Here is a 13,509-nt window from a genome sequence, read left to right on the forward strand (position 1 = left end):
TTCATCGCGGTGCGAGTTTTGCTTTTTGCTAACCACCCCCACCAGCAAGACTTCGCCCTTGGAATCGTCCCCACCAAACCCCACCGCGGACCAGAACGCCGCAAACGCCGGCCCGCCGACGCCTTCATCGTCGACCCCACCGCCGTTGCCGCAGCAGATCCAGCGCTTCCGGGCGGCCTGTTGGATCGGGTTGGTCTCCGGCGGGCTATGGGCGCTCGTTGGCGGAGCGGCGCTGCTAGCAGCGCTTTTGAAACCCATGGTCTGTGTGTTGACCGGTCTGCCGGTATTTCTGCTCCCTCCGGTTGCGCTCACCCAGAGCTTGACCGCTTATCTCTTGCTCAAGGGACGACCACGCGTCTTACAAATATTTTGCGCCAGTTCGATTCTGGCCGGTTTGGTCATTTTTCTCTTCGGCGCGAGCATTTTCGGAGCGCTCAATCTGGTTCCGATCATTCTGCTCATGTTGAGCGCGGGGCCGGACTTGACCCGGACGGAAGCTCGCGAAAATCAGGAGACGAACTCGGCGACACTCGATTTGTCCGCCAGCCCCAGCACGCCCGCAGAATCGCGAGAGGATATTTACTGAGGATTGGGTAGTGCACGTGCCCCAGAGCCAGCCCGAATTGCTGACGGAACCGTAGCCGGGGATCTCCCCGGGGAGTTTCGCGCCTCACCGTTACCGAAGACTGCTCACCATCACGGAATCCAAGCTTTCCTTTTCGAGGCGGCTTCGCCAGGCTCATCTACGGATGCGCACCAAGGAAAGACTGGCGAGGGTCACTTACCGGCTAACAAACCCGGAGGAAGGAGCGTCTTCCCTGTTGTCGGGAGGATCGTTGGCGTCGCTCGTGCAGTGGGGCGCCGAGGTCCGGCTGACCACCTGAGCCTGAACCTGAGGAAATTGCCGCAAAAACGCCACATCGATTCAGCAATGGCACCCAATTCGCTTTGCTTGTGACATTCGTGAAAACCCGCATCCTTCCCGTCTCCGTTCCTTGCCCCGTATGAGCGCCAGTGATAACGTAGGCGCCGTCTTCATGGCCGCCCCCAAGAACCCCCTTATTCAGGAGTGCTCCACCTGTGGCGCCCTGCTCGATGTCTCAGGTGAAGAGCCTTTTGCCCTCATGCACTGCCCCAGTTGCGGAGCGGGCACGCGCGTCCGCCGGCACTTCGACCATTTTGAAATTCAGGAAGAGCTCGGCGCCGGCGGCATGGGCACGGTGTATCGCGCGCTGGATCTCACCCTAAACCGGGCGGTGGCGTTGAAGCTCCTGCAGCGCGAGCATAGCGGGAACCCGGAATTCGTCACCCAATTCCAAAAGGAAGCGGCGATCACGGCCTCGATCAATCATCCCCACGTGGTGCGGGTCTACAGCACCGGACAGGACAACGGGCTGCTCTACATTTCCATGGAACTGGTGGACAAGGGTTCGCTGGAAAGCCGCATGGCGGAGGATCCGCATCTGCCCGAAGTGCAGGTGCTCTCCGTGGGGATCCAGATCGCCCAAGGGCTGCAGGCGGCGCTGAACAAGGGCTTGATCCATCGTGACATCAAGCCGGGGAACATCCTTTTCGCGGATGCGAATACGCCGAAGATCGTGGATTTCGGTCTCGCGGTCTTGCAGGAGCACGCCGGGCACGTGGCCGGTGAAGTGTGGGCTACGCCCTACTATGTGGCGCCGGAGACGGTGGAAGGAAAACAGGAGGATTTCCGCAGCGATATGTATTCGCTGGGGGCGACGCTTTTCCATGCGCTGGCCGGGCGGCCACCGCACGTCGTGGAGACGAATTCCATGGGTGCGCTGGCCGAGGCGAAGAAGGTGCCGGTGAATCTCACGGCGTTCGCGCCGACGGTTTCGAGCGCGACGGCTTACGCGCTGAACAAGGTGCTCCAGCACGATCCCGCCAAGCGGCAGCAGAGTTACGCCGAATTCATCGAACACCTGGAATTTGCGCGCGCGGGTCTGCTCGGGATTTTGCCAGCGGACGAAAAGAAGGACCCGAAGAAGCAGGCGGGCAAGCCGCGCAACTATCGTTGGCTCATTTACACCACGGCGATGCTCACGGTGGCGGTGGGGGTGAGCGGCTTCCTGTTCCGCAATCAGCTCCTGGCCCGCTTCCGTCCGGTGGAGGCAAAGGACACCGCGCAGGCGGCGAAAAAGGAAACGGCGGAGATGACCTACGAGCAGGCGCGGCAATTGATCGCCAAAGGCGACGTGAAGCAAGCGACCGAGGCCTTTGCCACGCTGGAGGCGAGGCCCGATACGCCGCAGCCGCAGAAGAACTGGATCACGTTGCACGCGGCGATTGTGGATTTCCTGGCCGGCCGCACCGAGTCGGCCAACGGCAAGCTCAAACAAATCGTGGATCGCGGCAAATACTCCACCGACCCGGCGGAGGATGCGCTGGCGACTTATTTCCTCGACGTGGCGAGTCGCGCGGGCGGCTCGGTGGCGATCATCGCGGACACGACAAAGGATCTCGATCGCCAAAGTTATGAGGCGCTCTCGCTGCTCATTTATGGACTGAAGGATTGGTCGCTCGGCGAATACGACGAGGCGGCCACGCTCTTCCGACAATACGCGCAACTCACCCCGGATTCCCGCTACATCTGGGTGGCCGATTACAAGCCGCTGGTCTCGGCTTATGTCGCCGAGGTGAATGCCTTCCACCCGGCTGCGGATGCCGCGAAAGCGGCGGACAATCTCGAGACGCGCAAGCAGGCGCTGGAAACGGTGAAGACCGCCCGGCGGAAGATCACGATGGCGAAGACCTTTGCGGCCCGGCTCGACGATAGCGCGCGGGATTTGCAGCAGAAGATCACCGCGGAAGAGGATGAGATTGCGCAGCGCAAGGCGGCAATGGAAGCGGCCGATGAGAAGGCCATGACCGACGCGAAGAGCAAGGTCGCGCCGCTCTGGCAGCAATTCCGCCCGGCCGACGCCTACCTCGTGATGAATGCGGTGCAGGTGCAGGGAGAAAAAGCGCGGGCCGAACGCGAAGCGTGGCTGAAGAAGCTGACCTGGCTGGCGCGCTTCAAGGCGACGCTCATCCAGGACATCAATGTGGTGGGCTACCAGGCGGCCGTGCTGAAGAAAGCGGGCACGCAAATGCAGGGGCCGATCAAGCATGCCACTGACTCGCAGATCGAGACGACCACGCCCTTCGGCACCATCTCCGCGCAGTGGACGGATCTCGCGCCGGATTCCGTCATCGCCATGGCCAAGTCGTTTCTCCGCGCGGGTCTGCCGCAGGATCAACTCGGCGAGCGCGAATGGATGATCGGCGTATATGCCTATGTCGCGGGCAAGCCGAAGGAAGGTCGCGACCTGCTCACGCAGGGCAGCCAGGCGGTGCCGCAGCACGCCGACGAGATGAAGCTTTTCCCCGAAGGCGGAGAGACACCGTGAAGACGCTGCGCTCCCGGCGCACCAAGGCAGTGCGTCATAACTAAAAGGAGGCGCTGGACAAGCAACTCATGTCTGCTAGCGTGCGCCCACTGCAAAGGCAGTTTTGACAACTATTCCACCATGAACAACACATCCGATACTCCCCTGAATCGCCGCTCTTTTCTCGCCCGCTCCGCCGCTGCGGTGGCTGCCACTTCCGTGATCGGCTTTCCCGCCATCGTTCGCGCCGACAATGAGAAGACACTGAAGCTCGGCATTGTGGGTTGCGGCGGGCGCGGCACGGGTGCGCTCGGCAATGCGCTCTCCGCCGACAAGAATGTGGTCCTCACCGCCATGGGCGACATCGCCCGGGACCGCCTCTACACCAGCTTCGAAAACATCAGCAAGATCAAGCCCGACCAGGTGAAGGTGGAGGAAGGCAACAAGTATATCGGCCTCGAGGCGATCGACCAGGTCCTGGCCACGGACATCGACGTGGTCATTCTCACCACGCCCCCCGGGTTCCGTCCGCAGCATTTGAAAAAGGCGATCGCGGCCGGCAAGCACGTGTTCTGCGAGAAGCCGGTGGCCGTCGATGCGCCCGGCGTGCGCGACGTGATCGCCACGGCGCAGGAAGCGAAGAAGAAGGGGCTCGGCATTCAGTCGGGCTTTTGCTGGCGCTCGAACTACGCGGAACGCGCGATCTTCCAGCAGATCAAGGACGGCGCGATCGGCAAGATGCGGTCTTACTACGGCACCTATCTCGCGAATTCGCCCTGGGTGAAGGAGCGTAAGCCGGAGTGGACCGATCTCGAATGGCAGCTCCGCAACTGGCTGTATTACACCTGGCTCTCGGGCGATCATCTCGTCGAGCAGGCCATCCACACCGTGGACAAGATGAGCTGGGCATTCGGCGATGTCGATCCGATCAGCGTGACCGCGCTCGGCGGCCGGCAGCAGCGCATCGAGGAGCAGTACGGATGCGTCTACGATCACTTCGCGGTGTCGTATGAATATCCCGAGGGCGCGCGTGGTTTCGTCTATTGCCGTCAGCAGCAGGGTTGCGACAACGAGAACGCGGACGAGATCATCGGCAGCGAGGGCACGGCGCGGATCAATGGCTTCCGCAAGATGCACACCATCGAGGGCAAGACCTCGTGGAAGTATGATGGCCCGCGCAATGACATGTACCAGACGGAGCACGAGGAGATGTTTGCCGCGCTGCGCAAGGGCACGCCGCTGAATTACGGCGAGAAACTCGCGCACAGCACGCTCATGGGGATCATGGGCCGCATGTCGGCTTACACCGGCAAGACGATCACCTGGGAGCAGGCGCTGAAGTCCGAGGAAGTGCTCGCGCCGAAGGAACCGCTCACGTGGGATATGAAGCTGCCGACGCCGCCGGTGGCGATGCCTGGGCGCACGAAGTTTTTCTAAGCCACGCGCCCGCTGCCGCATTACTTTGAGGATATCACGATCGCGTCACAACTGCTCATCCCCATATGAATCGTCGCACCTTCCTGCAAACCACGGGCGCCGCGCTGGCTGCGTCCGCGCTCACTCCCCTCGCCCATTCCGTCGACACTCCTGCGAAGAAACGCCCCATCAAAAAGGCGGTGAATCTCGGGATGGTGAAAGTGAGTGGGTCGGTGGAAGACAAGTTCAAGGCGGTGCGCGATGCGGGGTTTGATGGTATCGAGCTCAACCTGCCTGATGCGGACCTGAGCGTGGACATCATCAACCAGGCGAAGGCCGCGAGTGGGCTGGACGTCGCCGGCATCATCTGCACGCCGCACTGGAAATTCCCGCTCAGCGATCCCGATCCGGCCAAGCGCGAACGCACGGTCATCGGGTTGCAGCAGGCCCTGACCCAAGGCGGTGAGATCGGCTGCACGCGAGTGCTGTTGGTCCCCGGCGTGGTCAACAAACAGGTCGACTATCTCCAGTGCTGGCAGCGCGCGATCGAGGGGATCAAACGTTGCACCGATGCGGCGGAGAAGGCCAAGTGCCACATTGCCATCGAGAACGTCTGGAACCTGTTCATCACGAACCCGGTCGACGCCGCGCGCTTCGTCGATGAGATCAATCATCCCTACGTCGGCTGGCACTTCGATATCGGCAATTGCGTGACCTACGGCTGGCCCGAACATTGGGTGCGGATCCTCAACAAGCGCATCCGCAACCTGCACATCAAGGAATACAGCCGCAAGAAGCGCGACGCCGAAGGGCCGTACAAAGGCTTTCAGGTGGAACTCGGTGAAGGCGACGATGATTGGCCGTCCATTATGACCGCGCTCGATGAGATCGGTTATCAGGGCTACGGCATCCTCGAAGTGCCCGGCGGCGACGCCACGCGCCTCAAGTTCCTCGCCGAACGGACGGACAAGATCCTGGCGAGCTAATCGCCAGTCGGTAAGTCCATAAGCCAGCGGGACTGGTGCGAGGCACGCGTCACCAAGGATCATCCAAAATCAACGCAGAGGCGGCTGTACCCCAGCCGCCTCTCGCTTTTATTCATGCCGAGGGGGGCGAGAAAGAATAGCCCAGCACGCCAAAAAGAAAGGGCGCTGCGGAAGCAGCGCCCTTCTTGAATTGTTTCTTCGTTACGTCCGCCTGCCTTAGCTGTGGTGCCGGCGCCTGACGTGCAACTGCGCGAGGCTCTTGAGCAGCGAGGCTTGCACGGACGCGACTTCTTCCTCGGAGAGGTCATGACGGCCGGCAAGGGTCGACTTGGCGCGCTCAATGGCGGCTTCCGCCGCCGTCTCGTCGATGTGCTGCCACTCGATCGCCATGTCGGTGAGGATGTTCACGTTGGTCTGCGTGACCGTCGCGAAGCCTTCACCCACGGCAAGATAATCCTTCTTGCCGTTCTGCGTGATGACCACTTCGCCGGGCTTGATCTGCGTCATCAGCGGAATGTGCATCGGCAGCACGCCGAGTTCTCCCTCGGAGCCGGGAATGACGACAGACTCGACGTCACCTTCAAAGGCGAGTTTATCCGGCGTAACAATTTCGAGGCGAAGTGTGGCCATTGGGAATTAGTTGAGAGTTAATAGTTGAGAGTTGAGAGCCACGTGTGCACCTGCAAATTGTTTTGGCAGGAGGTAGTCGGAAGTTGGGCTGAATTCAGTTTGAGCGTCGCTTTCATTTTCGCGGCTCTCAACTCTCAACCATCAACTCTCAACTCACAGCACCTAGCCCTTGATCATGTCGATGCCGCCCTTCATGTAGAAGTTCGTCTCGTTCACGTCGTCGTGCTTGCCTTCGAGGATTTCCTTGAAGCCGCGGATGGTCTCCGCGATCGAGACGTACTGGCCGGGCGTGCCGGTGAAGACTTCGGCAACCGTGAAGGGCTGCGAAAGGAAGCGCTGGATTTTACGAGCGCGGAACACCGTGAGCTTATCCTCGGGCGAGAGTTCGTCCATGCCGAGAATGGCGATGATGTCCTGCAGATCCTTGTAGCGTTGGAGCACGCGCTGGACGCCTCGGGCGACCGCGTAGTGTTCTTCGCCGACGATTTCCGGCGCGAGCGCCTTCGAGGTCGAAGCGAGAGGATCCACCGCTGGATAAATACCGAGTTCCGCGATGGAACGCTCGAGCACGATCGTCGAGTCCAAGTGCGCGAAGGTGTTGGCCGGCGCCGGGTCGGTTAAGTCATCCGCAGGGACGTAAACCGCCTGGAAGCTCGTCACCGAACCCTTCGTGGTCGAGGTGATGCGTTCCTGGAGCTGGCCCATTTCCGCGGCGAGCGTGGGCTGGTAACCCACCGCCGACGGCGTGCGGCCGAGGAGCGCGGACACTTCGGAACCGGCCTGCGAGAAGCGGAACACGTTGTCGACGAAGAGGAGCACGTCCTGGTTCTTCTCGTCGCGGAAGTATTCCGCCATCGAGAGAGCCGAGAGGGCCACGCGGAGACGCGCGCCGGGGGGCTCATTCATCTGGCCGTAAACCAACGCCACCTTGGACTTGCTGAGGTCCTTCTGGTTGATAACGCCGGCCTCGCTCATTTCATGATAGAGGTCGTTGCCTTCACGGGTGCGCTCACCCACGCCGGCGAACACGGAGTAACCACCGTGGCCCTTGGCGATGTTGTTGATGAGTTCCATGATGACGACGGTCTTGCCGACGCCCGCACCGCCGAACGCTCCGACCTTGCCGCCCTTGGTGAAGGGGCAGATGAGGTCAATGACCTTGATGCCGGTCTCGAGAATGTTCGCCTTCACGTCCTGGTCCATGAGCGTGGGCGCCGCGCGGTGAATCGGATAACGTTTCGTGTGCGGCACTTCGCCACGCTCATCCACCGGATCACCGGTGACGTTGAACACGCGGCCGAGCACGCCTTCGCCGACCGGCACGGAGATCGCACTGCCGGTGGCGGTGACCTTCAAGCCGCGCTTGAGGCCTTCGCTCGAGCTCATCGCGATGGCGCGGACCCAACCTTCGCCGAGGTGCTGCTGCACTTCGAGGACGAGGCGGGTGGAAACGCCGTTCACGTCGAACGTGATTTCGAGCGCTTCATAAATTTTCGGAAGCGTACTCGCGGAAAAGTCAACGTCCACAACGGGACCGATGACTTGGACGATGGTGCCGGTATTGCTCATAGGTTATTCGGAGATCGGAATTGGAAGATCGATGTTTGGGGTCTGAAGTGCGCGCTTTAGCCGAGCGCCATTTGCGCGGTGGTGATTTCGAGAAGTTCGGTAGTGATACTCGCCTGGCGGATCTTGTTGTACTCGAGCGTGAGATCCTTGATCAGCGACTTGGCGTTATCGGTCGCACTCTTCATCGCGACCATTCGCGCGCTGTGCTCGGCCGCACGGGCTTCGACGACGGCGCGGTAGATGGCGAAGTGCGCGTAGTAAGGCAGCAATGCATCAAGCACGGCCAGCGAGTTTGGTTCGAACTCGACGTCCAACCCACCCGCTTCGCGGGCGGCTTCCATGTCCTTCGTGTTCGACGGAGACGCGGAGACAGGCAGCAATTGGAAGACGACCGGCTCTTGCGTCAGCGTGTTCACGAAACGCGTCACGAGCACGGAAACCTTGTCCACCGAGCCATCAAGAAACTGCTCGATCGCCATCTTGGAGATGACTTTCGTTTCCACGAAGGACGGCGTGTCCTTGAGTTGAAACTCCGCGATCAGGTTGCGCCTGGAACGCGCCGCCCACTGCGCCGCCTTACGGCCACCGGTAATGAAGAGCGTCTTCTCCGGATCGAACTTCGCCGCTTCGCGCAGCAAGTTGGTGTTCAACGCGCCGCAGAGGCCCTTGTCCGTGGAGATGATGATGACGAGCTCTTTCTTCACCTCACGCTGCTGGAGCAGCGGGTGCTTCTCGTCACCGTGCACCTCGTTCACCGCCGCGCTGATCTTGTTGAGCAGCTGGGCGTACGGCCGGCCATCAATGGCGAGCTGCTGCGCCTTGCGCATCTTGGAGGCAGCAACCATCTGCATCGCCTTGGTGATCTGCGCCGTGTTCTTGACGGACTTGATCCGGCGCCGGATGTCGCGGGTATTGGCGGCCATCGATTAGTGGAGAGTTGAGGGTTGAGTGTTTAGGATCACCGATCCCGCTTAGCGGTAGCCGGTCTTGAAATCGCCGAGCGCCGACTTGAGGTCGTTGGTGATTTCGTCGTCGATCGCACCCTTGTCGCGGATCTTGCCGAGCACGGCATCCTTGCGGGTGGTAAAGTACTCCTGCAGCTTGAGCTGGAAATCCTTGATCTTGTCGACGGGAACGTCGTCCATGTAGCCGTTCTGCATCGACCACAGCACCGCAACCATCACTTCGGTCGCGAGCGGGTTGTACTGCACCTGCTTGAAAAGTTCCACGATGCGGGCGCCACGATCGAGCATCGACTTCGTCTTGGCATCGAGATCGCTGCCGAACTGGGCGAAAGCCGCCAATTCGCGGAACTGCGCAAGGTCACCCTTGATCTTGCCGGCTACCTGTTTCACTGCCTTGATCTGCGCGGCGGAACCCACGCGGGACACCGAGAGACCCACGGAAACCGCGGGGCGGATGCCTTGATAGAAGAGGTCGGTTTCGAGATAGATCTGACCGTCGGTGATCGAAATCACGTTCGTCGGAATGTAGGCGGACACGTCGCCGGCCTGCGTCTCGATGATCGGCAACGCGGTGAGCGAGCCGTTGCCGTTCTTCTCGTCCACGCGGGCACTGCGCTCGAGCAAGCGGCTGTGGAGATAGAAGACGTCGCCAGGATACGCTTCACGGCCGGACGGGCGCTTGAGAAGCAGCGACACCTGGCGGTAAGCCACGGCGTGCTTGGAAAGATCGTCGAACACGATCAGGGCGTCCATGCCGTTATCCATGAACCACTCACCCATCGCCGCGCCGGAGAACGGAGCGAGATATTGGTTGGTGGCCGTGTCGGAAGCCGTGGCGCAAATGATGATGGTGTACTGCATCGCACCAGCCTGCTCGAGCACCGCAATGGAACGCGCGACGTTCGACTGCTTCTGGCCGATAGCCACGTAGATGGAATACAGCGGGCGGAAATTCGGCTTGCCCTCGTTGGCCTTGTTGATACGGGCCTGGTTGATGATCGCGTCGATGGCGATGGTCGTTTTGCCGGTCGCACGGTCACCGATGATCAGCTCACGCTGACCGCGGCCGATCGGAATCATCGCGTCGATGGCCATGATGCCAGTTTGCACCGGCTGGCTGACCGACTTACGCTTGATGATGCCAGGGGCGATCTTTTCCACCGGGTAACTGGCCGTCGCCTGGATCGGGCCCTTGTTATCCACCGGATTGCCGAGCGTATCGACCACGCGGCCGAGGAGCCCCTTGCCCACCGGAACCGAAAGGAGGCGACCGGTCGTCTTGACTTCCGTGCCTTCGACCACGCCCTTCTCGTCACCGAGAAGAATGGCGCCGACTTCGCTCTCTTCGAGGTTCAGCGCCAGGCCGTAGAGACCACCGGGAAATTCGATCATCTCATTGAGCATGACGCCGCTCAGGCCTTCGATCTTGGCGACACCGTCACCGACTTCGCGCACGATGCCGACGTTGGACTTGGCCGTGCTGGTCTTGAGACCGCCGATTTGCTTTTCGAGTTCTTGCAGGATGCTGCTCATGTGAAAGGTAGGTTTGGGTAGAAGGGGTTAGGGGCGCTTAGGCGTAGATGAGTTCGGATTCGAGACGGCGGAGACGTTCGCGGACGGAGCCGTCAATAACGTCGCTCCCGACCTTGATGCGGAGGCCGCCGAGCAATTCGGGCGAGACCTTGAATTCCGTGCGCAGATCCTTGCCATACTTGGCTTTGAGGCTGGCGGTGAGTTCCTTGGCCATGGCCTCGTCCAGATCCACAGCGCTCTCGACGATGGCGTGATGCTTGGCCGATTCGAGGCGCACGAGGCGACGGTATTCCTTGAGAATGCCCAGCGCATTGCGCGGCTTGCTGCCGGCCACTTCCTTGGCGATGGCCGCGACGCGCTTCGCGTCGAGTTTGCCTTCGGTGAAGCTGGCCGCAAAGAGCTGCTTCGAGAGTTTGCGTGAATCCTTGTCGATCTTCATGACATCAGGCCGCGACTTCGCGCGAGGCCTCCTCGTTGATCCGCTTCTGATCGGCCTGCGTAAGCACCTTGCCGGTGACGCGGGACGTGGTGTCGATGACGAGACGGCCGACTTCGCGCTTGAGCTCGGCCATGATCTTCTCGCGTTCGATGCCCGTCGCTTCGCGCGCCTTGGCGATGATCTGCTCGGCTTCGGCAATCGCCTGCTGGGTGCGCCGGTCGGCGACCACCTGCGCGCTGGCGCGGGCTTCGTCGATCAACCGCTGCGCATCGACATTGGCCTTGGTCAGGATCTCCTGCACGCGAGCCTCGGACTCGGCGAGTTGCACCTTGATTTTTTCGGCGTTGGCGAGCCCTTCCGCGATTTTCTTCCGGCGCTCTTCAAGCACGTTGAGGATCGGCTTGTAAGCAAGCTTGTGCAGCAGGAACGCCACGATGGAGAAACTGATGATCTGCGAGAAAAGCGCCCAAGCGTTCACGCCGAAGACTTCAGCAGTCTCCTGAGCGCTCTTTTGGAGATTTTCAATAATGCCGCCTTCCGCAGCGAGAGGGAGTAAGAAAGTCATAGGTAAAAAAGAAAGAAAGCCGGAGGAAACGGGCGCGGGGCTGTTACCAACCCCGCGCCACGAATTACTTCTGAACGAGGTAGATGGCGAAGAACACGATGCCTTCAGCGAAGGCAGTGCTCAGGATCGCCTGGACGAGGATCGGGGTAGCGGCACCGGGATTCCGGCCCACCGCCGACGAAGCGCCCATACCGATGAGACCCACGCCGACCGCCGCGCCGAGCGCCGCGAGACCAACGTGAATGCTCCCACTCATTTCAGCGAGGATGGTTGCGATGTTCATTGATGTTTCCTTTTTGGTTTTGGTTTTCCCGACAGCCCCCGCTGACATGCACGGTCCGACTGCCGAAAGTGTTGGTAAGATGATTTAGTGGTGATCCTCTTCGTGCTGGCAGATCAACATGGTGAAGACCGCCGTGAGGAGCATGAAGACGAGCGCCTGCGCGATGCCGACGAGCAACTCCATGAAGTAGAAAGGAACCGGAATCAGCCAGGAGAGACCCGGGACGATGTTGGACATCGACTCGAGAATGTTCTCACCCGCGAAGATATTGCCGTAGAGACGGAAACTAAGAGAGACCGGACGGAAGGCGATGGAAATGAGCTCCAAAACACCGACAATCGCAAAGATCACGACCATACCGGCCTTACCCCAGAAGCTCTTCATCTCGCCCTTGGGCCCAAAGATATGCATGATCATGCCGCCGAAGCCGTTGGCCTGGAAGGCCCAGATAATCCACAGAACGAAAAACAAGAGCGACATACCCAACGTCATGTTGAGGTCCGCATTGACCCCACGGAAGAGCGGCTTGGAAATATGATGCAAGCCACCCTGCGCGTCCGGAATCCCCCACCCGATCGTGCCAACACCGGGAATAAGACCCGCCCAGTTGGCAAAGAGAATGAAGATGAAGAGCGTCGCAAAGAACCAAAAGGTCTTCTTCACCAACTCACGGCCAATGATGCTCTCGAGAAAGTCCCGCAGACTTTCCACGAGCCACTCCCAGAAATTCTGTGCCCCCTCCGGCACCTCCTTGATCTGCCGCGTCGCATACCGCGCGAAGATAATAATTCCAAGAGCGATGATCCAAGTCCAAACCATGGAGCTGGTGACCTGAAGGTACTTACCGCCAAGGACGGGCGCATTCTGCGGAAGACCATGATGCTCTTCTTCCGCCTTTTCGGTTTCCGGCGCCGCCTGTTGAGCGGACGCCACCTCAGCCGTCTTGGGGGCAGCTTCCGCCGCACGAACGGCAACCGTTGCGAAACTGCTGATGCCAAGCATCGCGCAGCAAATAAAAATGAGTCGGACCCACCGGCGAACGGTGGACCAGGTGTTGTGTAGAGGAGGAATGGTCATTTTCCTGGTTAGGCAAAGCAAGAAGACCGACAGCCGATAACTCGACCGGATTCTAAAATCCCCTGCGCTGGGGCACTGGATGCGCAGGTGAACTTCAGGCGATGCTGGGGAGATAAAACAATGCGTTTGGAATTGTGGCAAGAACTTTGTGAATTTTTTCACAAGCTCCGCTTTTTCTCTTAAAAAGGGGCCGGGATTTAACGCCCTCCGCCAGTCGTTGCAAAGCAATAAATTCGCGTTCAGAGGGCGACTCATCCGCTGCGGCGAACTTGCGGCAACGCGGTTCCTAAATTTATTTGTGCCCCCTTTCCTGAGCCAAAGTGGAAGCAACCCGGGCGTAGCCTCGGCGATCTACGTCTTGCCGCGTATTTCCGAATTGATCACCCGCCCCATTTCCATTCATGCATCTTCCCGCGTCCCAGCCGAACTTCCTTCACTTCGAAATCAGAGCATTGCGAGATGCTGCCACCAAACTTCACAAGGCCGCGGCCACTCTGCAAGCCAATGCCGAGGACCTGGAGCACCGGGCCGAAGAACTCGCCAATCCTCCTCCTCGAAAGCCAACTCCGCGAAAAAAGCGCGGATAATTGCCCCGCCACGGGGTAATATCACACCACCATACCACCGGCACTTACTGGGACGACGCCGATGCGACAG

At 60.2% G+C, this 13,509-nt stretch carries 12 protein-coding genes; 4 read left to right on the forward strand and 8 right to left on the reverse strand.

Annotated features, from left to right (window positions below; genetic code table 11):
• Positions 1-25 precede the first annotated feature (25 nt).
• From CFE428DRAFT_RS37635 to CFE428DRAFT_RS21745, 4 genes are all read left to right on the forward strand, one after another.
• A complete protein-coding gene (locus CFE428DRAFT_RS37635; RefSeq protein WP_157447594.1) occupies positions 26-586 on the forward strand; it encodes a hypothetical protein in 561 nt (186 codons plus the stop codon).
• Between the two features lie 418 nt (positions 587-1,004).
• A complete protein-coding gene (locus CFE428DRAFT_RS34185) occupies positions 1,005-3,410 on the forward strand; it encodes a serine/threonine-protein kinase (RefSeq protein ID WP_006981806.1) in 2,406 nt (801 codons plus the stop codon).
• Positions 3,411-3,530: 120 nt separating this feature from the next.
• Complete coding sequence (locus CFE428DRAFT_RS21740) at positions 3,531-4,826, forward strand: Gfo/Idh/MocA family protein (RefSeq protein WP_006981807.1); 1,296 nt, start codon at positions 3,531-3,533, stop codon at positions 4,824-4,826.
• A 65-nt stretch (positions 4,827-4,891) separates the two neighbouring features.
• Positions 4,892-5,791: a TIM barrel protein gene (locus CFE428DRAFT_RS21745; protein WP_006981808.1), complete on the forward strand. Its 900-nt coding sequence runs from the start codon at positions 4,892-4,894 to the stop codon at positions 5,789-5,791.
• Between the two features lie 216 nt (positions 5,792-6,007).
• Here the strand turns inward: CFE428DRAFT_RS21745 and atpC are convergent, their stop codons facing one another.
• From atpC to atpB, 8 genes are all read right to left on the reverse strand, one after another.
• Positions 6,008-6,421 (reverse strand): ATP synthase F1 subunit epsilon, encoded by a 414-nt coding sequence (gene atpC / locus CFE428DRAFT_RS21750; protein WP_006981809.1) that lies wholly within the window; start codon positions 6,419-6,421, stop codon positions 6,008-6,010.
• A gap of 162 nt (positions 6,422-6,583) precedes the next feature.
• Positions 6,584-7,990, reverse strand: a complete 1,407-nt coding sequence (gene atpD / locus CFE428DRAFT_RS21755; RefSeq protein ID WP_006981811.1) for a F0F1 ATP synthase subunit beta — start codon at positions 7,988-7,990, stop codon at positions 6,584-6,586.
• A gap of 56 nt (positions 7,991-8,046) precedes the next feature.
• Complete coding sequence (gene atpG, locus CFE428DRAFT_RS21760) at positions 8,047-8,913, reverse strand: ATP synthase F1 subunit gamma (RefSeq protein ID WP_006981812.1); 867 nt, start codon at positions 8,911-8,913, stop codon at positions 8,047-8,049.
• A 48-nt stretch (positions 8,914-8,961) separates the two neighbouring features.
• Positions 8,962-10,488, reverse strand: coding sequence for a F0F1 ATP synthase subunit alpha (gene atpA, locus CFE428DRAFT_RS21765; protein WP_006981813.1), 1,527 nt, complete (start codon positions 10,486-10,488; stop codon positions 8,962-8,964).
• Between the two features lie 37 nt (positions 10,489-10,525).
• Positions 10,526-10,927 (reverse strand): ATP synthase F1 subunit delta, encoded by a 402-nt coding sequence (gene atpH, locus CFE428DRAFT_RS21770; protein ID WP_006981814.1) that lies wholly within the window; start codon positions 10,925-10,927, stop codon positions 10,526-10,528.
• A 4-nt stretch (positions 10,928-10,931) separates the two neighbouring features.
• Entirely contained in the window at positions 10,932-11,492 is a 561-nt protein-coding gene (gene atpF, locus CFE428DRAFT_RS21775) for a F0F1 ATP synthase subunit B (protein ID WP_006981815.1), read from the reverse strand.
• Between the two features lie 64 nt (positions 11,493-11,556).
• A complete protein-coding gene (locus CFE428DRAFT_RS21780) occupies positions 11,557-11,775 on the reverse strand; it encodes an ATP synthase F0 subunit C (RefSeq protein ID WP_006981816.1) in 219 nt (72 codons plus the stop codon).
• An 84-nt stretch (positions 11,776-11,859) separates the two neighbouring features.
• Positions 11,860-13,107: a F0F1 ATP synthase subunit A gene (gene atpB, locus CFE428DRAFT_RS21785; RefSeq protein ID WP_202797480.1), complete on the reverse strand. Its 1,248-nt coding sequence runs from the start codon at positions 13,105-13,107 to the stop codon at positions 11,860-11,862.
• Positions 13,108-13,509 lie beyond the last annotated feature (402 nt).

This window comes from Chthoniobacter flavus Ellin428, assembly GCF_000173075.1.
Classification (GTDB): domain Bacteria; phylum Verrucomicrobiota; class Verrucomicrobiia; order Chthoniobacterales; family Chthoniobacteraceae; genus Chthoniobacter; species Chthoniobacter flavus.

Excerpts from the sequence above, each read along its gene's own strand:
- CFE428DRAFT_RS34185 (WP_006981806.1), top strand. The coding sequence starts at position 1,005 with ATGAGCGCCAGTGATAACGTAGGCGCCGTCTTCATGGCCGCCCCCAAG.
- CFE428DRAFT_RS21740 (WP_006981807.1), top strand. The coding sequence starts at position 3,531 with ATGAACAACACATCCGATACTCCCCTGAATCGCCGCTCTTTTCTCGCC.
- CFE428DRAFT_RS21745 (WP_006981808.1), top strand. The coding sequence starts at position 4,892 with ATGAATCGTCGCACCTTCCTGCAAACCACGGGCGCCGCGCTGGCTGCG.
- atpC (WP_006981809.1), bottom strand. The coding sequence starts at position 6,421 with ATGGCCACACTTCGCCTCGAAATTGTTACGCCGGATAAACTCGCCTTT.
- atpD (WP_006981811.1), bottom strand. The coding sequence starts at position 7,990 with ATGAGCAATACCGGCACCATCGTCCAAGTCATCGGTCCCGTTGTGGAC.
- atpG (WP_006981812.1), bottom strand. The coding sequence starts at position 8,913 with ATGGCCGCCAATACCCGCGACATCCGGCGCCGGATCAAGTCCGTCAAG.
- atpA (WP_006981813.1), bottom strand. The coding sequence starts at position 10,488 with ATGAGCAGCATCCTGCAAGAACTCGAAAAGCAAATCGGCGGTCTCAAG.
- atpH (WP_006981814.1), bottom strand. The coding sequence starts at position 10,927 with ATGAAGATCGACAAGGATTCACGCAAACTCTCGAAGCAGCTCTTTGCG.
- atpF (WP_006981815.1), bottom strand. The coding sequence starts at position 11,492 with ATGACTTTCTTACTCCCTCTCGCTGCGGAAGGCGGCATTATTGAAAAT.
- CFE428DRAFT_RS21780 (WP_006981816.1), bottom strand. The coding sequence starts at position 11,775 with ATGAACATCGCAACCATCCTCGCTGAAATGAGTGGGAGCATTCACGTT.
- atpB (WP_202797480.1), bottom strand. The coding sequence starts at position 13,107 with ATGAGTCGCCCTCTGAACGCGAATTTATTGCTTTGCAACGACTGGCGG.